This is a genomic window from Paenibacillus sp. VMFN-D1, assembly GCF_003386155.1.
Classification (GTDB): Bacteria; Bacillota; Bacilli; order Paenibacillales; family Paenibacillaceae; genus Paenibacillus_AQ; species Paenibacillus_AQ favisporus.
Window position 1 is genome coordinate 572,253 of the sequence record NZ_QRDU01000003.1, and the last position, 20,156, is coordinate 592,408.

The window sequence follows — 20,156 nt, forward strand, 5'->3', positions numbered from 1 at the left end:
CTTTAAGCCCCCTCTTTCTTCAAAATAACGCCCTGCGTCGTCCGGATCTGGTCGACCTCATCCCCGATCGCCGCGAATTCATGCGACAGTCCGAGCCCCTGAATCACATCCAGCATCCACGTCTGGAACTCCTCCTGCCCCATCTCCCACTTGTGGTCGTCATGGCGGAAGCCGGACAGCTCGTAATAACGGTTAAAGTCCGCGTTCGGCGTAGTGATCACCAAATGCTCAAAATCGACCCCGGCCACGATCTGCCGAATCAGCTGCGCCGCCTCCTCTCTGCTCATATGCTCGATCACTTCCGTCAGGATCACGTCGACCCGTTCGCCGTTATAGTCCTCGAGAAAATGGTCCAGCGAGTGGAAGGGTGCAATGTTATCGATTTGCCGGGACTCCGCTTTGCGGGTCAGGGCCGCCAGGCTCTCTTCGTCGATATCGACCGCATAGTAGCTTCCTTCGATTTTGCCGGCAAACGGCAGCGCATAAAAACCTTCACCGCACCCGATGTCGAGAATGGACTTATCGAAAGGCAGCACGCCGCCGATGTAATTTCGGCGCTGCAGCGCCGTACCCCCGTAAGCAAATTGGATTCGGTAACGGGTCGATGCTTCAAGCTCCGCCTTGTACTTGTTATACCGCTCCCGGGAAGCCAGGAAATTGCGGACAAACAGGCTGCGGATGTAAAACGGTGCGTCGATCACGTTGATGCTGCGGATGTATTTGTCCAGCACATGCTCGGAAATGTCGATATATTCGTTGCCGAACATGGACAGGAACAGGCACAGCACGCTTACGACGTGAAGGAGCTCATAAAGGCTGCGCTGCGTCGCCACCGTGAGCGAGTAGCTCTTATGCGCCTGATGCGTAATCTGAAACGTGAAGTCCTTGAGATGCTTTTCAAAAAAATCGATGTAGCGCGTGAGCTCGATATGAATCATGCCGATCATCAACGTATGCTCATACCCCTCCGTATCACGTTCGTCATGGTGCTTGAGCGGGTGAGCGAAAAACTCGCTGATCGCGTTGAGCGGAAATAACGGCGTGTTGTAACGCGACACGTTCAAATATTCGAACTGCTCGTCGGCATGCTGCTTATAGGAAATTTCATTATCGGCGTCTTTGAAATAGACGTTGAACGTCTGCTCATCCGAATACCAGCCGTAGGCCATGCCTTTGCGGATGCTGCGGAGAATCATGCCGGAATGCGGGTTCTTTTTGATCAAAAATGAAAACTGCGGGTTCGTGGACTTGATTTGCACGATCGCCATACTGCACTCTCCTTGCTTGAGGGTTTCAATTCCTTGCTGTCATCATCGCTTATTTTCGTGCGCACGAACATGGCGCAAGTATTACGACCCGACATAGAAATCTGGGGAAACAAGCGTCATTCGCGTTATCGCTCACACGATCACGGCACGCTCATGGTAAGGTTCACGTGTTAACTACCCGGTTTGCCTGCTACAATAGAATGAGATCGATACGGAAAAGGAGAACCGTCAGATGGCCAAAGAGAGCTTTGATAAAGAAATCCAGTTTTTGCGCTTGCTGGTGCTGACGAGCGGGGCATATAACCGGCAGCAGTTCGCCAAGCGGCTGGGGATTTCGGTGAACACGTTCGATAAGACGATCCGCCGCCTCAAGGAGATTGTCCAGACCACGTACCAGCAGCTGCCGGAGGAACAGGGTAAGGAATTCAGCGAAGGGCTGCGTTACAACTACTACGATTCGGCCGACCCGATGCTGCTGTTCCTGTTCCGCGCCAAGTCGCTGAAAGAATCGGAAAGCGAGCGGCTGTCCCTGCTGCTTGGGGCGCTTGGTACGCAGTCCCTTACGGCGCTGGAACTGCTGGACTGCTGCACGAACGCGCTGGCCGCCCATCTCCCGCTCCCGGATGAGAAGACGATCCGTAAGGACTTGAAGTACCTGGAAGAAGTAGGGGTGATCCGCAAAATAGGCGGAGCGCGCCCTTACAAATACGCCATTCGCGGCGAGCTCGTTCAGGAGCTGACCGAGGATGAGCTGCTGGATTTGTATGATTTTGTGGACGTCATGGCGGGCACCCAAATTCCTTCCGTGCAGGGCTACCTGCTGCGGGACGGACTCAAGAAGCAGCTGCTGCGAAGCCATTCGGAGAAGCATGCGGTCGAGCCCTTTTTATATAAATATCACTACCACTCGCGGATTTTGGACGAAGCCCATTTGTTCTCCATTCTGGATGCGATCCGCAAGCACCGGAAGGTCCGGTTCCTGTACTTCTCGCCCAAAGCGGAAAAAAGCTACGCCTCCCAGAACACTAACCCGCTGTTTGAACGGAAAACGCAGGGCAAGTTGGAACAGACGCTGCCGCTAAAGGTCGTGTACGACCATCAGTACGGCCGCTGGTATCTGCTGTCCTATGGCCGGGAAGGCATCCGGAAATACCGGATGGAGGGCATCACACAGTTTGAGGAAGCGGATGAGGCGGATCCCGTCTGGTTTGCGGAGAAGCAGCAGGAGCTGCTGGAGAAGCTTCGCTACAGCTGGCTAATCGACACCGGCGCACCGGTTACGGTCCGCGCTAAATTTTACAATCCCGGCGACGGACCGAACTTCATCAAAGAGCGGGTGCTGCTGCAGGGTCAGTGGGGGCAAATCGTCGAAGAAGATGGCGAAGCCTTTATTTACGAGATTACCGTAAACGGCACGACGGAAATCAAGCCGTGGCTGCGGAGCTTCGGTTCCAGCTGCGAGGTGCTTGAGCCCATTCGGCTGCGCCGCGAAATGATCGCGGAATGGAAGGAGATACGCGCCTATTATGAATCTGTTTGAAAAGATTTTTAACTACCAGATCATCTCGCGCCTCGACGATTCCGGCACCTTCATGGTCACCGCCCACGAACGCGCCTGGCTGAAAACCGTGCTGGAGCACCCCGCCGCTTCCGAAGCATTTACGCCCGAAACGCTAGCGAAGCTGGCGGCTCTGCTGGCCGAAGATGAAGCGATGGACACCGGGGCTCACCTGATCGAGAAAGCGCGGAGCCGGGAAAAGCAGGTGTACCACCCCCTCCTGCGGCCCTTGCGCCGCCTGATCATGAACCGGAGCGGCATCCGCGTCACCCACGCCCTGAAAAGCGGGCAGGTCTACTCCAACCAACTCGGCGTGCCGTATCGGCTGGAGTATTCCATGGTGAAGCGGGAATGGTACCTGCTGTGGCATCATATCCGCAATCGCGCCTTCATGGCCACCAAGCTGGATAACATCCTCTCTGTCACCGAGCAGGAGCTGCCGCTTGAGCGGGTGAGCGATATTTTGGCGCGGATCAGCGAGACGCTGGAGAACCGCAAAGCCGAGGTGCTCGTCCAAATTATGCCGCAGTATAACCAAGAGATGTCGCGCATTTTGTACGCGCTGTGCTGTTTTGACAAGGAGGTGCAGTATAACGCTCAAACCAATACCTATACGGTGAAGGTGTGCGTTATGGGGGATGAGAGGGAATTTCTGCTGTCCAAGCTGCGCTTCCTAGGCAAACGGGTGCGGGTGCTTGAAGGAGACTATGTGAAGAGACGCATGCTGGAGGCTTCGGTGAAGGCGCTGGAACGGTACGGCGTGGTGACGGAAGTTACGGATAAGGATGAAGATGCGCTAAACCCCGCTCAATGAGCGGGGTTTAGCTATTTGCGGATTACTCTTCATACCATGGATTTAAATGAACCATAACCTCTCCGACATCGGAGCAATGCTTCATGATCGTTTGTTTAATATTTCTGGAAATATCATGCCCTTCCTGAACACTAAGCTCAGCCGCCACCCCGACCCGAATATCAACAATAATATAATGGCCGTGGTCCCTCGCACGCAGGCGATCCAGACGCTTTACTTCCGGAACCGTTTTGACTAACTCCGTAAGCTCGTTCATTTTATCCAAGTCCACGTTTTTCTCCATCAAAACATCGACCGAGGATTTTCCCATATGAATCGCCAGCTTTAACACCAAATAAGCGACGACGATTCCGGCAATAGGGTCGCCATAAGAGAGAATCGCGATATCGTAATGATCGCCGAGCATGCCCAATGCGATGCCGATGACCGCGGCAATGGAAGCATAGACATCTGCCAGATGATCATAAGCTGTAGCAATGAGCCCGCTGCTTCGATGACGTTTTCCGATAGCCATGGTATAAACATAGAGGACTTGCTTCAAAATCAAAGAAAAAGCCGCTGCTGCCAGCGCGACGACGGTCGTTTTGTGCGGGGGTTCGAACAACACCATCACGGAATGATAGGCCATATATAGAGCGGCCAGCGCTAAAATGATGGCCACGCCCCCTGCCCCCAGCACCTCTGCCTTCCCGTGACCATACGGATGATCCTCATCCGGAGGCTGCTTGGAAATCCGCATAGAACTGAGGGCTGCGCCTGTAGCGACGACGTCTCCTGCATTATGAACGCCATCGGCAATGAGTACCGGACTATTGGATAAAAATCCAACACCGAGTTTAATAGCGGTTAACACGATATTACTTATGAAGCTGAGCCAAATGGCAAATGTCGATTGTCTGTCTTCATGGTTCACGTTTTTAACTCCTTACACATTCAGTAGCATCCGTGTTGAAACGATAGGTTTTAATAGTAGCGTACAAATACCGTGTGGGTCCAGAGAAACAGTTTTTGTGTATCCCTAAAAAGTATGACTTGGCATAAAGAGTTGTACGGGTGAAAAATATTTTTACATAACAAAAAAAGCCTCCTATCAAGGAGACTTATCTGGAATTTGGTTGACGACCTCGGACATCGGTAAGCTCGCCTCTTCCCTGTTGGCTATTAGCTGGCAGGGTCGTTTTTTTGATTCATTCTAAATTTATAGTCCGAAACTTAAAAATGAGTGTTTGCCCTTGAGAGGTTTGCCCTTCCCCAAATATTCATAAATCCATAAGATATGATGATCTATTTACCGCTTTGCCCATACCCAATCCCGATTAAATCATAAGATACATTGTACGTTAAACTCAAGGAGGTAGTAAGGGATGAGTGGAGTTGTAGGAGGAGTTGGCGCAGGGTACGGTTACGGCTTGCATAACAATGTTGGTGCTATCCTTGTGTTGTTCATTCTGTTGGTAATTATTTTGGCAGCGTTTTGTTGGTAAACCAAATATCAGGATTGACGAAAGCCCTGCTGGCCACCTGTTGACAGGGCGGAAGCGCCGTTGTGATCTGAAAGCATTAGATCTTTCTTTTTCTAAACAAATAACATTTTCAAACCCTGACAGCTTTGTGCTGCAGGGTTTAATTTATTTCTGAATCTTTTTTTAAAGGTTTAAAGTCGCACTTTAAAGTTCGTTTCTCAGAATTTAGTAAACTAGCGAAATCGGCCTCTTTCATTGGTATAACTGCCGTGACCTCTTGTCCAACGCGTTCATATGATGCTTTGTCAAAGAAAGGAATGATGAGATGGATGCCTATTATAGCTGCACGCGATTCATGAGCCAGAGAGTCCGCATTATAACAAGAGGCGGTTATGTGCACGAAGGAAGAATCGTAAAAGTGGATCGAGATCATGTGTACTTGGAGACAGATCGAAGAGATGGACCTGTAACGACCTCCGCCTTTCTCCCCTACGGATTCAGGGCCCGCAACTCCATTTTGACGTTAAGCCTGTTCACGCTGCTCGCGATTGCTTTAATCTAAATCCCTAAGCGATAAAAAATCAATCACCCTATTCACAAGAATAAACAAAAAAAATAGACTGCTTACTTCGCAGTCTATTTTTAGTTCAATTTCTTTCGTTTCTTCGGGAAGAAGATATTGAATTAACTGTGTGTACATTTCTTAAAATTTGTAGACGCGTTCATTATTCCGAAGAAATAAAAAAGAAACAGGCGACTAACATCCTGGCTACTTTTACGTACACTTAGAATCACCCCGATTTTCGGGGTGATTCTTTGCCTTACTCTACTCATTGGTCGACCAGAGCTCGATCCGGTCCTTGATATGCTTGGTATAAGCCTCTTCCATTTCTTTAACTCCGGCCTTCGCCAGCTCCGCCATATAGGCGTCCCAAATGTTGTCGAAGTCTTCCGGTTTGGACATGACCGCTTCCGGGATGCGTTTCCACGTAATGTCCTTCATCTTGGCTCCCAGAATCACGGCCGGATCGTCGTTAGGCAGCGACATCGTGTATGCCGCTCCGTAGGCTCTCGGCTTAAAGTCTTCTTCCTTAGGGAAGAGGTCCTTCCAATGCTCCGCTTTATAAGCCTTCAGGGTCTCCTTCTCAGGTTCGCTGTAGTTCGCGGTCAGCAGTTCCGGGTAATTGCGGGTGAAGTAGTTGCCGGTAGAATCCTTGATGCCGTCACCATAATGGACCATCAGGTTCCAGTATAGTCCAAGGCCTGCCTCTTTCTGGAACGCCGCACCGTCATTGTTCGCCCGCTCCTGCACCTCGGGTATCAGCGTGCGTTTGCCGTTTTCCATCGTGTAATGCTTGCCTTCGATGCCCCAGTTATTCAGGATCTGTCCTTCTTCCGATGCTAAAAAGTCGAGGAACTTGATCGCACGTACCGGATCCTTGCATTTGCTGGAGATCGAGATACCGTATCCTCCGTCAAAGCCGGCAGGCCAGAAGCTCGTATCCTTGTATTCCGTGCTTATCGTGACCGGATAATGACCGTAAGTCTGGTCGAATTTGCCGGCCGCCTTCAGCGCATTTTGTCCGTCGCCATAATCCCATTCCGGATCGGCAAGGCCAAGTACCCGCCCTGAAGCCACTTTCGCCTTAAATTGGTCGGTTTTCTGCACGAAGCTTTCCGGATCAAGCAGTCCAATGGAATTCATGTGGTTCAACCAGCGAAAGAACTCCTTTTCTTCCGGACGGCGGAAATGGTATGTGGCCTGGTGTGTTTCCTGATCGATGTAATACTCGCCGTCATCCGGCCCTCCGGTCGTCTGGAATCCCAAGTTGGTCACCTGGTACATATGCCAATCGTCCGCGTTCAGGGACAAGCCGATATTCTTATTGCCGTTTTCGTCCGTCGGATGCTTAGTGATGTAGTCCTGAATGACCTTTTCAAAATCCTTCACTGTGCGAATTTCCGGGTATCCCGCTTCTTTGACGACGCGATGCTGTAGCTCAAAGCCTCCGTCGGCTTTAAACTTCTTCTCCTCGACAGCCGACCAGGTCGGGATCGCGTAGATCGCCTGGTCATCCAAGCTGTACTTCGTCCGAACAAGCTTGTCTCCGAGCATTTTCTTGATGTTCGGCGCGTACTTGTCGATCAAATCGGTGAGGTCGATAACGGCGCCGGCGTCGACAAGTTTGCCGACATCCGCTTTGGCTGCGATCAAATCCGGATAGTTGCCGGTGGCCGCAATCAATGAAATTTTCTGTACCGGGTCGCCGACAGCGAACTCCGCATCCAGGGTGACCCCGGTTTTCTCCGTGATCACCTTACCGACCTCGTCTTTCATGTTGTTCCAGTTCGTGCTGGAATCTTCCGAAAAATAAGTGAATGTGATGGGCTTCAGGTCATCACTTTTCGTTCCGGATGCAGCACTTCCCTCTGTCTCAGCTGCAGACGAGCCGCCGTTTCCACCGCACGCTGCGAGCGTTGCCGTCAAAGTCAGCGCCAGTACAGACGCCGCCCATCTCTTTTTACCTGACTTCATGAAGCTTAACCCCCCAAGTCATAATGAATAATGATGAATTTGTATGGAACAGGCGAAGAGGCCTGGACACACCAGCATCTGTCTTTAACTTTTGACCGCTCCAAGCGTCATGCCCTTCACAAAATATTTCTGCAAGAAAGGATAGACGACCAGAATCGGTACCGTCACGATAATGGTAATCGCCATTTTGACGGATTCCGGCGATACCTGTGCCATGCGCTGAGCCATATTGGCAGCGTCCTGGGAATTGGTTGCACCCGTTGTCGTGCTTTGCAAAATTTTCATCAGCTCATACTGCAAGGTCGTCAACGATTCGTTGGACCCATTGAACAAATAGGTGTCAAACCATGAATTCCACTGCCCTACCGCCAGAAAGAGCGCCACGGTCGCAAGCGCCGGCTTGCAAAGGGGAAGAATCACGCGCCAGTAAATCGTAAAATCGTTGGCGCCATCCAGTTTCGCCGATTCCTGCAGCGCATAGGGCAGGCCGTCGATGAAGGAACGAATGACGAAGACGTTAAAGGCGCTCACGAGCCCCGGCAAAATGTAAACGGCAAACGTATTAATTAAATGCAGTTCCTTCAACAGGATAAAGCCCGGAATCATCCCGCCTGAGACATACATGGTGATGGCCAGAAACATGGAGATCCATCGTCTTGCTTGAAAATCGCTGCGGGCAAGCGCGTAAGCCAGCATTGAACCGCTGAACAGGCCCGCTATGGTTCCAATGACCGTCCTCAGGACGGAAACTTTGAATCCGGTGATGAGGCCGCTGTAAGTAAAGATCAAGTCGTAATTTTTCAGCGTAAATTGCCTTGGCCAGATCGTAATCCCCCCTCTGACGGTATCCACCGAATCGTTGAAGGAGATCGCAAGCACGTTTAAGAACGGGTAAATCGTCAGGACGGTCACCACGATCATGGACAGATACACGATCGCTTCCAAAATCCGGTCCTGCGGTGATTTTGACTTCAGTTTGCTCTTCATGCGACCGGCCGGCGCAGTACTATTGGCAGTTCCCATGTCTTCCTCCTTACATAATGCTTTCGTTGGTGAAGCGCTTAAAAATACCGTTAGCCGCAAACAACAGGATCAGGCTGATCACCGAGTTAAAAATATTGATCGCCGTCCCGAAGGAGTAGCGTCCCATGGCCAAACCATAGTTAAGCGCATACAAGTCAAGCACTTCCGAGTAATCGATGACCAGGTGATTGCCTAACAGAAACTGTTTCTCGAAGCCTGTGCCGAGCAGGTGGCCGATGGACATAATCAGAAGCACGATGATTGTCGGCCGGATCCCGGGCAGCGTAATATGCCACATTTGCCTTAGCCGGCTCGCACCGTCAACACGGGCAGCTTCATAGAGCTCAGGGCCGATGCCGGAAATGGCCGCCAGATAAATAATGGCGTTCCACCCGGTTTCCTTCCAGATGTCCGCGCTGGTGACGATCCACCAAAACCAATGCCCTTGAGCCATAAACTGAATCGGCTGATCGATGATGTTCAGGCTGAGGAGTATACTGTTCACGACGCCCCCGTCCGTTGACAGCATTTTGGTGACAATGCCTGCAGCAACGACCCACGAAACAAAGTGCGGCAGATAAGACACCGTCTGCACGAACCGTTTCATCACCTGAAGGCGAACCTCGTTAAGCATTAAGGCGAAGACGACCGGTACAATGAAGCCTGCAATCAGGCCCATAAAGCTCATGGCCAGCGTATTTCGAAGCACCTGGTAGAAGTGATCATCCTGGAACAAGGTACGGAAATGCTCCAAGCCTACCCACTTCTGTTCAAAAAAGCTTACGCCAGGTCTATATTTTTGGAAGGCCATTGTCCAGCCCCATAAAGGCAGGTACTGGAAAACAAAGATCCAAAGAACGAACGGAATGGACATGTAATAAAGATATTTCTGGTTTTTCAGCACTTTCCACGCACTTTTTCGGGTCTGCGTCGTCTGTTTGTATGCGTTTTCCGTCTTTAATGTTATCGTTTTCATGTTTCCTCCCCTCTCCTGACTTCCATCATAAATCAGCGGGGAGGAACGGCAAATACAACGGATTTCGGTAAAAATCATCCACAAATTATGGATTTTTAAAGTCGGAAGGTGAACGGCCCTCGTATTTTTTAAATTTGCTGTGAAAGTAGTTCACGCTCGTGTAGCCGACGCGTTCCGCCACTTCGTATACCTTCATGCCCTGCTCCAGCAGCTCCTTTGCCTTGTGGATCCGGACCTTGTCGAGGTATGTGTTGAAGTACTCCCCTGTTTTGTTCTTAAACAGCTGGCCTAAATAGGCCGTACTGTAGTTCAGCATCCCGGCCAGCGTGTCCAGTTTCAAGTTGTCGGCATAATGCCGGTGAATGATGTTGATCATGATCTTCAGCTCTCTTTCCTTTCCCTCTGGCTCCGCATCCTCTGCTAATGCTAGAAGAAAAGAGTGTGTTTCTTCCAAAAGATCCGCCAGATGCTCATATTCGAAAATCCCCTTCAAGAAACGCGAAGCCTCCTCCGTCCCTTTCCATTCCTTGCGGGAACCTGCGGTCAGCTTATGAATGACGGCATTGGATAAATAGAAAAACGATTCTTTGACAAAGCCTTCATTTGCCTCCTGCATGACAAAAAAGGCCGCCGCCTCGTCCAGCAATGGCCGGATCATCGTCTGATTGCCTGCCTCCAGGCTGTAATATAGGCGGGAGATGAATTCCTCCATCATCTCTTCCGGACTGCCGCCGGGAAGACGCGGCAATTCCGGTAAAGGATAGCGCGAAGGATAGGGACCCAGCAGCTGTCCCTTCTCGCTGAAGAAAGCCTGTTTTAACGCTTCCTGGGCTTTTATAAAGGAAATGTTCAGCTCTTCCGGCACCGGCACCGCTCCCCCGGTGGCTGCGACGAACCGGAAATTTCCCAAAGTGTTCCGCAGCAGCCGGTACAGCTGCTCCCGCCGCTGCATGCCGCGCAGCGGCTCTTGGAGAAGAAGGATGACGTAAGGGGGTATAACCGTGACCGCTCCGGTACCCCTGCGCTCGATGTCAGGCTTCAGCGCATCCGCAAGCTGCTGCAGCGCGTCGGGGCGGGTCGCTTCAGGTCCGCGCAGGAATACAGCCACGACTTCATAGCTGCTCCATAGCAGTCTGGCTGCTTGTGCCATGCTTCGCAGCTTGGCGGGATCTTCGGTAGTATTCTGCGGTACGAGAAGGCTCTGGAACAGCCATTCTTGGTTTATACCCTCGATTGAACGCGGCCCCTTCTTCAGGCGTTCCTCTTCGATCCGCTCTCGTACCCGCGTTAAGGTATGGATCATCTCTTTGATATCCACCGGCTTGAGGAGATACCCGGCTACCCCGTATTTAATCGCTTGTTTGGCATACTCGAAGTCGGCATAACCGCTGAGTATGATCACTTGCAGCTCAAGTCCGCTGGATGATACGGACTGCATCAGCTGCAATCCATCCATAAGCGGCATGCGAATATCGACGATGGCGATATCCGGCCGTTCCTGATCAATCACTGCCAGTGCTTCTTGACCATTGGCCGCCGTGGCGGTCACGGTAAGACCCAGACTGTCCCACGGAATCAAGGTTTGCAGGCCTTGGCGCAGCTTCGGTTCATCATCCACAATGATGACCTTCATCATTGAAAATCACCTCCTGGAATGAAAAATGTGATCAAAGTTCCGGCTCCAGGCTCGCTGTCGATCCGTAAAGCACTGGATTCCCCGTACAGCAAGACAAGCCGTTCGTTTACGTTGCGCAGGCCGATCCGCTGCTCCCCCTCGTCCTCAGCCGGTGATGCAAGCTCCTGCCGCACGAGATGGAGACGATCCGCCGAAAGGCCGGCACCGTTGTCGCTCACCTTGACTTGAATTCCCCTCTGGAATGCCTTCACTTCCACGCTAATAAACACTCCTTCCGCGCGGTGATCCAGGCCATGAACGACGGCGTTCTCCACCAAAGGCTGGATAATCAATGGAGGTACCAGCATCCCTTCCCGGCCTGCATCAACCGTCAATTGATACTGCAAGCGGTCTTCATATCTGAACTTTTGAATATCGAGATAACAGCGTACCCGCTCAAGCTCCTGGCCCAGCGGAATCCTGCCGCTGCCGGTTTCCAAACTGCTGCGCAGCAGCGTGCTGAGCAGCCATACCGCCTCCGCGATGCCGTCTTGTTTTCGAATATGGGCCTCCATCCGGATCGATTCTAGCGAGTTAAAGAGAAAATGGGGATTGATCTGGCTGGCCAGCATTTTAAATTTCATCTCGTTTTGCCTTTTCTCCACCAGGCTTTTCTGCCGGTTCGTTTCCTGGACTTCATTGAACAAGTGGTTCACCTCTCTGACCAGCGCGTTAAATTGCTTGGACAGCAGGCCAATTTCATCTTTCCCGTCGATATGCAGAAAGGTTTCCCAGGAACCCGACCGGACTTTGGACATATGCCTGCTTAACCTTAGGAGCCTTCTGGATAATAACGATGCGGAGGCATAAATGAGCAGGGCGGCAGCAATCAAACTGGCCGTAATGACGACCACACCGAGACGGATGACTTGATTGGCATCACGGGTGATCCCGGCAATGGAAAAGATGGAAATCGTCCGAAGGCCGTTCCAACTGTCCTGCGGTTGCAGACTGGCAATGACTACCTTGGACGCTTTCCCGTTGATGGACGCATTGTAGCTTCCTTCCTGAAGAGAAAGTATATTGGGATCGGCATAAATATCCGACAGAGCCTTTCCCGACACTCCCGCTTCATTGGACGCGACGATCCGGTTCCGGTTATCCACGATCAGGGTCGGGAACGATTCCTGCTCCAGAATGGAGCTTAACCGGCGCTTGTCCACATTGATGACCAGTACCCCTTTTCGCCCCGGAAGCATCCAAAGGAAACGAACGAATCAAACTTAGATTATAGGAGCCTTTTCGTTCATCTTGAATCAGATTCCAGCCGACCAGTCCCTTCTGCGCCAAGGCTTCTTGGTACCAATCCTGGGCCGTGACCGTTCGGTCCGGCTGGACAAACTCCCAGTTATCGAGTGCCCCCGGATTCTCGGCATACACACGGATCCCCGATATCTCTTTGTACAGCTGGAGGTAGTCGCGAATATCCGTATAGTCACGATAAGCCTGAATAACCTCAACGTAGCTGTTGTATTTCTGGCCGGCTACCCTTTTCATTCGATTGTCATTCATCAACCGGTTCGAAATGTCCAGCGGAACCTTGATCAGCTCTTCCGTACGTTTCCGAACACGCTCCACATTGGTGGAGACCTGCACAAAAGCGTTTTCGATAACGATTTCGCGCAGCTTTCCGGTTAGAAAAAGGCCGCACAGCAGCAAGGGAAGAACGGCCACCGATATAAACGTAACGGCCAGCTTCTTCCTTATTTTCATATCATTCATCATCCGGATAAAAAACATGGCGCTACCTCCCGTGTGATCTGTTCTGCTGCGCGCAAAAAGCCCCTTTTTCGCTTAAAAAAGGGGCTTAAACTCCATCCATTGATTCTTTCAGGCCTAGATCAATGGTTACGCCTTGCCGGGCTTGAGGGCCCGCAGTCTAAACCATCGGCTTTGATAATCTTTATGCTCGTAGGCAAGGGGCAAACCGAGCTGCATCAGCCGGTCTCCCCCAAAGACCGAAATCTCCCCGCCGGTTCCGGGTTCCACTTCGTATTCCAGTTCTGGGTCAAGTCCGTCCAGGCGCAAGGTCCGCTGGGGTGCGTTCGGCACGGCCATCACTTGAAAAGCGTAGACCAAGGCATCCTTTTGATCCTCCGAAACAAACATCCACGCCGACTCGTTCCCCTCGAACGGACTTTTCAGACGGTACAAGTCGCCTTGCTGCACCAACCCGCGAATCTGCTTGTAGGCGGCGACTTGGCGTTTGACCGCCTCCTTTTCGTCATCGGTAAATTTCGTGAGATCCAGCTCATACCCGAAATTTCCGGACATGGCGACATTGCCGCGAAAATCAAGCGGTGTGATCCGTCCGACCTGATGGTTCGGAACCGCCGACACATGCGCTCCGATGGCGCTTACAGGGTAGACCAGGCTGGTCCCGTACTGAATCTTCAGCCGTTCCACCGCATCGGTATTATCGCTGGTCCAGGTTTGAGGCATGTAATACAGCATGCCGGGATCAAAGCGTCCACCGCCGCTGGAGCAGCTCTCGAACAAAATATGCGGAAAATCGGTGGTGATTCGCTCAAGCAGCTCGTACAACCCAAGAACATAGCGGTGAGCAGTCTCAGCTTGGCGCTCCGGCGGCAGGGCGGCAGACCCGATTTCCGTCAAAGCGCGGTTCATGTCCCATTTCACGTAAGCAACCGGCACGGTGGAGAAAATCGCAGAGAGCGAGTCATAGATGTAATCTCGCACTTCCTGGCGCGTGTAGTCCAGCACCAGCTGCCATCTGGCTTCACTGCGTCTCCGCCCCGGGACGTGAAGGCACCAGTCCGGATGCTTACGGTACAGCTCGCTATCCGGCGAAATCATCTCGGGCTCGAACCACAGCCCGAATTTCAGGCCCAGCCGGTTGATGCGCTCCGCGACATCCGCCAGTCCGTCCGGCAGCTTCCGCCGATCCTCGTACCAATCCCCCAGCGACGAATTGTCCGCATCCCGTTTGCCAAACCAGCCGTCATCCAAGACAAACAGCTCGATGCCCAGCTTGGCTCCCTCTTCCGCAATCGAAACCAGCTTGTCCGCATTGAAGTCGAAATACGTGGCCTCCCAGTTATTGACCAGAATCGGCCGTTCTTCGTCCCGGTATTTCCCCCGGCACAGCCGGGTCCGGTACAGTCGGTGATACGTCCGCGACATCTCCCCCAATCCTTGCGCGGAGTACACCATGACCGCTTCCGGCGTTTGGAAGCTCTCCCCCGGATTCAGCTGCCACGCGAAATCAAAAGAGTTCACGCCAATGCTAAACCTTGTGGAGCCGAAGGAATCTACTTCCGCCCCTGCTTCAAATCCGCCGCTGTATACCAGGCTAAAGCCAAAAGCTTCCCCATGTCGTTCCGTCGTGTCCGGCGTGACCAGAGCGGCAAAAGGGTTAAACTGGTGGCTGCTCATGCCCCTTTTGCTGTCGATCCGGGTTTCGCCTTGCTCAAGCGGTCTTCGCTTCATATTCCCTTCCCGGGCCCACGCCCCGGAAAGGTACACCATCTCCAAATCGCTAGAACCGGAGAAATCGACGCTGGCACTAAGGGCACGGCGAAGCCGAAGCTTCTTGTCCCCTTCGTTGATCAAATGAGCTGACCGAATGATCACGTTGCGATCCGTGAAGATGGAATAAAGCAGGACGACCTTAAGTCCCGAGTAGGCATCTTTTAATACCAGCTCGAGCGTCTCTGCTTCGGACTCGTCCTCCGTATAAACGGCCGGAAGTCCGCTTAATGGCGGCTTTCCCTTCAGGATCCGGTAACCGTCGTACTTGAGCTCCGTAATCCTCGTCCCATCCTCCAGTTCGGCCTGGTACGCCGGATTCCGGAAGTCCCCGCTGCCGTACTGCGGGTATTCCTGCGGCAGCCGGTCAAGCCCAGCCCTCGCGGGAGTGTGTATCAGGAGATCGCCCATCGATTCCCGATGCTTCAGTCTCCCTCCCCAATACCCATGTACAGGATAGCCGTCCACGATCTGAATCAAATAGCTCATGCCGGACGACTGTAGATGAAACAACCCTGCTTGCTCTTGAACGATTAAGCCCATTGGTAAACATCCCTTCTTTCCTGCCTATCGGTACTTCATGCATCGTGACATGGTCTAGAAATCTGGCTTGTGCCACACCCGTATCTATGAACCATTACATCTCCGCCATCCGGGCAATGCTCCGGCATCTTTGTATTCAACATATCTTTGAAACATGGCTTTAGGATTGATCTACGATTCCAGAAATACAGGCTTATATACAAAAATCATATATGATCATACGATAGGTCGTACATGGCATGGTGCTCACTCATTATGTTATTATGATTGATAATTGACAGGCATTCTATTTTTAAGGGGATGGGGTTTTACTTGTGTTAGAGTATCTGCCGCGAAGCAAACAGCACACCGAGCTGCATCTGACGCAATTTGGCATGGAGGATTGTATATCCGGTCATTATTTTGGGCCCGCCGTAAGGACTCACTATTTGCTCCATTATATATTCAAAGGGGAGGGGATTTTTGAGGTAGGGGGAGTGAAGCACCGCCTTCGAAAAGGACAGGGGTTTCTGATTTGTCCCCATGTCGTTACCTATTATCAAGCCGACGAAGTTAACCCTTGGTCATACGGCTGGGTTGGTTTTAACGGCACGCTGGCCGAACCCCCCCTTATGCAAGCAGGGCTAACCCCTTCATGTCCAATTCTGCATTATGATCGAGATGATATGATTCATCAGTATTTGCAGTTGATGGCCCAGTCGAGACAAAGCCATAAAGCCCGGGAAACCAGACTAACGGGGCTGCTGTATTTGATGTTATCTTTGCTGGTGGAGTCCGGTCCGGAAACGCCCACCGTTCAAAGGGAAAGCCGCGCTGAGGTTTACGTGGAGCAAGTGATCGATTTTATCGAAATGAACTTTTCTCAAAAAATTACTATTGAGGACATCGCGCATTTGATTGGGCTTAATCGCAGCTATTTGTGCTCGTTATTCAAACAGCAAATGAACATAAGCATTCAGGATTACCTGATTCGCTACAGAATGGATATGGCGGCTAAAATGCTGGGAAGCACAGACCTTTCAATCGGCGATATCGCCCGCTCGGTCGGCTATGCCGACCCGCTCCTTTTCTCCAAAATGTTCAAAAAGGTGAAGGGGGCGTCGCCGAAACATTATCGGGGCGAAGCCTTTGGTCCAAATTAAGGTGGATCCCATAGGGAGGAAGTGGATTGAAAAAAGGTGTTCGTTCTCAAGGCGTACAGGCGTACGTTGGGGAGAAGACTTGAGCAATTCCAAAAAAACAAAAAATCGGCCTCATTGCACACGGTGCAAATGGAGGCCGATTTTTTGTTTTAGACGTTTCGAAATCGCCGGCGACGGGTCAATATACTCCGGGAAGACCTCCGTTCAGCGTGACTGCCGTGACTGAATCTCATGAATGAAGTTCTCGGCCAGTTCCCTGGGGATAAGGTCAGCCGGATCGCGCCCGCTCAAAACCCAGAAAAAAACCGGTCCGATCAACAAGGCGGTGGCCTGATCGAGCGGAACAGACAACAGCCCCTTCCCAAATGTACGCTCTATCACAACTCGGGCACTGTCGCCGAGCGGGTCCCTTGAGGAGAGCAGCTTGGCCACGTTGGAGTCATGCTGCGCTTCCCCGAGAAGCGCCCGATAAGCTGCGCCGGCCGGCGAGTGTGAAAGAAAGCGAATGAGCGCTTCCAGGTAGGCCGTCAGGTCTTCCAGCGGAGAGCCTGCGGGGCTAACCGCAAGTTCATGCTCTGCATCGGTGGCACTCGCTTCGAATAGGATCTCCGCTTTGTTGGACCACCAACGATATACGGTCTGACGGGATACTCCCGCCTTCTGTGCGATACTCTTCATTGTCATTTCCGCATAGCCGACCTCGAGCAAAAGGTCGTCCACCGCATACAGAACGGCGGCTCTCGCTTGCTCGCTTCGCGGTCGGCCGCTATGGTTGTGTTCTTTTTCCATGCCTAAAGTATACAAGGTGACATCATTCCTTGTCCATCTTATGTAGCTATGGTTTCAGTGCATGATGACTCGAAATTTTTAATAGGAGCAACTTGCTATTCACCCGCTTACAGCCTTGCATCAAGGCTACTCCTCTCTCTTCGCTACTTCAATTATCACTTTGGCCTTCTTGGCCTATACCAAACAATTACTTGACACAGTGTACCGTATAATATAAATTGTAGACACGGTGTCTCGAAATTACTGCTGTTGGACCTCTTCTTATAGCCTGACAATTCGAGCGACCGCATTATAAATTAGGGACAGCCTGCAGAAGGGCTGCAAGGAGGAATCACGATGAAAGTATTTATGACTGGTGCAACGGGGTGGATTGGCTCTGCCACCGTGGAAGAACTGTTAAGAGCGGGACACAAGGTCATTGGACTGGCGCGGTCGGACATCTCTGTGGCGTCGCTCGAGGGGCAAGGGGCAACAGTCTTGCGCGGAGACCTCGATGACCTCGACTCCCTTCGCCGCGGAGCATCCGAGGCGGATGGCGTCGTTCACCTGGCGAACAAGCATGATTGGGGAAATCCAGCGGAGTCCGATCGCGCCGAGCGGGCCGCCGTCGAGACCCTCGCCGAAGCGCTGGTCGGTACCGGCCGGCCATTCGTAGTCGCGAACGGCATTTCCGGTCTGGTTCAAGGACGGCCGGTGCTGGAGACGGACCCTTCCCCAGCCGTAGGCCCGAATTCTGACCGTGGCGGCGCCGAGAACCTCGCCCTGGACTACGTCAGCCGCGGTGTGCGGACCATCATCACCCGGTTCGCTCCGACGGTCCACGGTGCCGGGGACTGGGGTTTCGTCAATTTTCTGGTGTCCGCTGCACGCAAGCAGGGTGTGTCCGGCTACATCGGCGACGGCTCCAACGCATGGTCCGCGGTGCACCGTTCCGACGCCGCCCGGCTCATCCGGCTGGGACTCGAGAAGGCACCTGCTGGAACGCGCCTGCATGCTATCGCAGAGGAGGCAATCACCACCCGGACCATCGCCGAGGCTATCGGAAGCGCCCTTGGCATTCCGGTCATGCCGGTCGCTCCGGAAGACGCCGATGATCACTTCGGATTTGTCGGCAGTTTCTTCGGGCAGACAATGACCGGCTCTAGCAACCTCACCCGCGAACTGCTCGCGTGGGAACCCGCCGGGCCGACTCTGCTCGAAGACCTCAAGGCCGGCGCGTACACAAAGGTTGGCATACGATGAGCACGACACAGGATATGTCCCCGACTGTCGCAAGTTCGCGGCATCCAGAATTGGTTCTGGCATGCGTGTGCGCGTGCACCATCCTTGTCGTGGGCCTGGTCGCCGCAATCAATCTGGCGGTTCCGATGCTTGCAGCCAGCGGGCTTCACCCGAGCTCATCGGAGCTGCTGTGGATCGTTGATGCTTATGTCGTCGTGTTCGCATGCCTGGTCATCCCGGGCGGCGCGGCTGGGGACCGGTTCGGTCGCAAGGGCGTGCTGATCGCCGGTCTCGTCGCGTTCGCGGCAGGTGCGGCTTTCTCAGCAGCCTCAGCGAGCGTGCCGGTCATGCTCATCGGCCGCGCCATTACCGGCGTCGGGGCGGCGCTGGTGCTTCCGAACTGTATTGGCGTGCTGGTTCACGCGACAGCACCTGAACGACGAGGCGGAGCTCTCGCCATCTGGGGAGCCATGTCCGGCATGGGCGGACTCGTCGGCAACATCGCTGGCGCGGCCCTCTTGACCACCGGATCATGGCGATTCCTCTTCGCTGCCATCGTGCCGGTCGCTCTTCTTTGCGCACTTGGGGTGACTCTAACCGTACGGCGCAGCAGTCGTAGTGCCCGCACCCTTGATCCTGCGGGCACCGTCCTGCTCGTCGCCGCAACCGTTGCTCTCCTCATCGGCATCATCGAGGGGCCAGAGCAAGGATGGAGCAGCGCCGTCGTTATCACCGCTTTCGCGGCCAGCGTCGTGCTTAGCGCCGTATGGGTCGTGGTCGAGCTTCGGACTCGTCAACCTCTTCTCGATCCGCGCTTGTTCCGCATCCCCATGCTCAGCGGTGCCAGCCTTGGAATGCTAGTGATGTTTTTTGGCAGCTTCGGCCTGTTCTACCTCAACGCCTCGCTCCTGCAGTACGGCCGCGGATACTCCGTCATTCAAACTGGGTTGGCTATTGTTCCGATGACGGTTCCGATGATGCTCGGGGCGCGATTCGTCCCCGGCCTGGTGAAGCGTATCGGTATTCCCTTAACGTTGTCGGCTGCCTTCCTGGCCATCGGTATCGGGCTGCTGGGCCTTTCCTTTGCCGCGAACCAGCCTTACGTCGTTTACGCAGCCTGGCTTGTCCTCATCGGGATCGGCTTTACGCTCGCACTGCCATGCCTGACAGCCGAAATCACCGCTGCGCTGCCCTCTGAGCAGGCCGGCGTCGCAGGAGGACTCCAATCGGCAACGCGTGAACTTGGCAGCGCCCTTGGTGTCGCGGTCGTCGGGACCGTACTGACCGCTAGTTTCACCCGACACCTGCCGGCGACCCTGCAACACCAGGATCCGATTCCGCGTACCGTCTCCGAGGCCGTTGAAGCGGCAAGCAACCAACATGCCGCCATCATTGACGCATTCACGACCGGTGCCGACACCGCACTACGGGTCGCGAGCGTCGTCACTCTTCTGGCAGGCGTTCTCGTCATCGCCGTGGCCACCCAGGCTAGCCGGCAGAGCCGCGAGCGAAAAGCCGCTGCAACTGCTGCTGCAACGCCCAATGAATAGGTGTTTTCTATGTGCCGGTACCACCCGGTCCTGCCGACAGTTACTGGAAAATTGCACAAGAGGTCGACTTCTATCGTTGGAGTATATGTCTCTCCCCCACACAAAGCCA

Annotated in this window: 15 protein-coding genes and 1 pseudogene; 7 read left to right on the forward strand and 9 right to left on the reverse strand. The window is 53.2% G+C overall.

Annotated features, from left to right (window positions below; translation table 11 throughout):
* Positions 1 to 2: 2 nt before the first annotated feature.
* On the reverse strand, positions 3 to 1,268 hold the full coding sequence (locus C7820_RS23505; RefSeq protein WP_116233072.1) for a class I SAM-dependent methyltransferase: 1,266 nt from the start codon (positions 1,266 to 1,268) through the stop codon (positions 3 to 5).
* A 232-nt stretch (positions 1,269 to 1,500) separates the two neighbouring features.
* Here C7820_RS23505 and C7820_RS23510 point away from each other — a divergent pair, with 232 nt between their 5' ends.
* Together C7820_RS23510 and C7820_RS23515 are read left to right on the forward strand one after the other, a co-directional pair.
* Positions 1,501 to 2,808 carry a helix-turn-helix transcriptional regulator gene (locus C7820_RS23510; RefSeq protein WP_116233073.1) on the forward strand — a complete coding sequence of 436 codons (1,308 nt, stop codon included), beginning with the start codon at positions 1,501 to 1,503 and terminating at the stop codon, positions 2,806 to 2,808.
* Complete coding sequence (locus C7820_RS23515; RefSeq protein WP_116233074.1) at positions 2,795 to 3,640, forward strand: WYL domain-containing protein; 846 nt, start codon at positions 2,795 to 2,797, stop codon at positions 3,638 to 3,640. Before C7820_RS23510 ends, C7820_RS23515 begins: the two co-directional genes overlap by 14 nt.
* Positions 3,641 to 3,662: 22 nt before the next feature.
* Here the strand turns inward: C7820_RS23515 and C7820_RS23520 are convergent, their stop codons facing one another.
* Positions 3,663 to 4,553, reverse strand: a complete 891-nt coding sequence (locus tag C7820_RS23520) for a cation diffusion facilitator family transporter (RefSeq protein ID WP_116233075.1) — start codon at positions 4,551 to 4,553, stop codon at positions 3,663 to 3,665.
* A gap of 451 nt (positions 4,554 to 5,004) precedes the next feature.
* On the opposite strand from C7820_RS23520, the gene C7820_RS33705 reads away from it, so the two are divergent.
* Both C7820_RS33705 and C7820_RS23525 read left to right on the forward strand, forming a co-directional pair.
* Positions 5,005 to 5,124, forward strand: coding sequence for a YjcZ family sporulation protein (locus C7820_RS33705; RefSeq protein WP_208629353.1), 120 nt, complete (start codon positions 5,005 to 5,007; stop codon positions 5,122 to 5,124).
* Positions 5,125 to 5,428: 304 nt separating this feature from the next.
* Positions 5,429 to 5,665, forward strand: coding sequence for a hypothetical protein (locus C7820_RS23525; RefSeq protein WP_116233076.1), 237 nt, complete (start codon positions 5,429 to 5,431; stop codon positions 5,663 to 5,665).
* Positions 5,666 to 5,929: 264 nt separating this feature from the next.
* On the opposite strand, the gene C7820_RS23530 is transcribed toward C7820_RS23525, so the two are convergent.
* From C7820_RS23530 to C7820_RS23555, 6 genes and pseudogenes are all read right to left on the reverse strand, one after another.
* Positions 5,930 to 7,639: an ABC transporter substrate-binding protein gene (locus C7820_RS23530; RefSeq protein ID WP_116233077.1), complete on the reverse strand. Its 1,710-nt coding sequence runs from the start codon at positions 7,637 to 7,639 to the stop codon at positions 5,930 to 5,932.
* 84 nt (positions 7,640 to 7,723) lie between these two features.
* A complete protein-coding gene (locus tag C7820_RS23535) occupies positions 7,724 to 8,662 on the reverse strand; it encodes a carbohydrate ABC transporter permease (RefSeq protein WP_116233078.1) in 939 nt (312 codons plus the stop codon).
* Between the two features lie 10 nt (positions 8,663 to 8,672).
* Complete coding sequence (locus C7820_RS23540; RefSeq protein ID WP_116233079.1) at positions 8,673 to 9,638, reverse strand: ABC transporter permease; 966 nt, start codon at positions 9,636 to 9,638, stop codon at positions 8,673 to 8,675.
* A gap of 85 nt (positions 9,639 to 9,723) precedes the next feature.
* Positions 9,724 to 11,274: a response regulator transcription factor gene (locus C7820_RS23545; protein WP_116233080.1), complete on the reverse strand. Its 1,551-nt coding sequence runs from the start codon at positions 11,272 to 11,274 to the stop codon at positions 9,724 to 9,726.
* Positions 11,271 to 13,053 (reverse strand): annotated as a pseudogene (locus C7820_RS23550) (sensor histidine kinase). Before C7820_RS23550 ends, C7820_RS23545 begins: the two are co-directional and overlap by 4 nt.
* A 108-nt stretch (positions 13,054 to 13,161) precedes the next feature.
* Positions 13,162 to 15,345: an alpha-galactosidase gene (locus C7820_RS23555; RefSeq protein WP_116233081.1), complete on the reverse strand. Its 2,184-nt coding sequence runs from the start codon at positions 15,343 to 15,345 to the stop codon at positions 13,162 to 13,164.
* Positions 15,346 to 15,719: 374 nt separating this feature from the next.
* Between C7820_RS23555 and C7820_RS23560 the strand changes: the two genes are divergently transcribed.
* Positions 15,720 to 16,487 (forward strand): AraC family transcriptional regulator, encoded by a 768-nt coding sequence (locus tag C7820_RS23560; protein WP_397334217.1) that lies wholly within the window; start codon positions 15,720 to 15,722, stop codon positions 16,485 to 16,487.
* 204 nt (positions 16,488 to 16,691) lie between these two features.
* Here C7820_RS23560 and C7820_RS23565 read toward each other — a convergent pair whose 3' ends face one another.
* A complete protein-coding gene (locus C7820_RS23565; protein ID WP_258875366.1) occupies positions 16,692 to 17,291 on the reverse strand; it encodes a TetR/AcrR family transcriptional regulator in 600 nt (199 codons plus the stop codon).
* Positions 17,292 to 17,612: 321 nt separating this feature from the next.
* Here C7820_RS23565 and C7820_RS23570 point away from each other — a divergent pair, with 321 nt between their 5' ends.
* A complete protein-coding gene (locus C7820_RS23570) occupies positions 17,613 to 18,518 on the forward strand; it encodes an SDR family oxidoreductase (RefSeq protein ID WP_116233083.1) in 906 nt (301 codons plus the stop codon).
* A complete protein-coding gene (locus tag C7820_RS23575) occupies positions 18,515 to 20,047 on the forward strand; it encodes an MFS transporter (RefSeq protein WP_116233084.1) in 1,533 nt (510 codons plus the stop codon). Before C7820_RS23570 ends, C7820_RS23575 begins: the two co-directional genes overlap by 4 nt.
* Positions 20,048 to 20,156 lie beyond the last annotated feature (109 nt).

Excerpts from the sequence above, each read along its gene's own strand:
- C7820_RS23505 (WP_116233072.1), bottom strand. The coding sequence starts at position 1,268 with ATGGCGATCGTGCAAATCAAGTCCACGAACCCGCAGTTTTCATTTTTG.
- C7820_RS23510 (WP_116233073.1), top strand. The coding sequence starts at position 1,501 with ATGGCCAAAGAGAGCTTTGATAAAGAAATCCAGTTTTTGCGCTTGCTG.
- C7820_RS23515 (WP_116233074.1), top strand. The coding sequence starts at position 2,795 with ATGAATCTGTTTGAAAAGATTTTTAACTACCAGATCATCTCGCGCCTC.
- C7820_RS33705 (WP_208629353.1), top strand. The coding sequence starts at position 5,005 with ATGAGTGGAGTTGTAGGAGGAGTTGGCGCAGGGTACGGTTACGGCTTG.
- C7820_RS23525 (WP_116233076.1), top strand. The coding sequence starts at position 5,429 with ATGGATGCCTATTATAGCTGCACGCGATTCATGAGCCAGAGAGTCCGC.
- C7820_RS23530 (WP_116233077.1), bottom strand. The coding sequence starts at position 7,639 with ATGAAGTCAGGTAAAAAGAGATGGGCGGCGTCTGTACTGGCGCTGACT.
- C7820_RS23535 (WP_116233078.1), bottom strand. The coding sequence starts at position 8,662 with ATGGGAACTGCCAATAGTACTGCGCCGGCCGGTCGCATGAAGAGCAAA.
- C7820_RS23540 (WP_116233079.1), bottom strand. The coding sequence starts at position 9,638 with ATGAAAACGATAACATTAAAGACGGAAAACGCATACAAACAGACGACG.
- C7820_RS23545 (WP_116233080.1), bottom strand. The coding sequence starts at position 11,274 with ATGATGAAGGTCATCATTGTGGATGATGAACCGAAGCTGCGCCAAGGC.
- C7820_RS23555 (WP_116233081.1), bottom strand. The coding sequence starts at position 15,345 with ATGGGCTTAATCGTTCAAGAGCAAGCAGGGTTGTTTCATCTACAGTCG.
- C7820_RS23560 (WP_397334217.1), top strand. The coding sequence starts at position 15,720 with ATGGAGGATTGTATATCCGGTCATTATTTTGGGCCCGCCGTAAGGACT.
- C7820_RS23570 (WP_116233083.1), top strand. The coding sequence starts at position 17,613 with ATGAAAGTATTTATGACTGGTGCAACGGGGTGGATTGGCTCTGCCACC.
- C7820_RS23575 (WP_116233084.1), top strand. The coding sequence starts at position 18,515 with ATGAGCACGACACAGGATATGTCCCCGACTGTCGCAAGTTCGCGGCAT.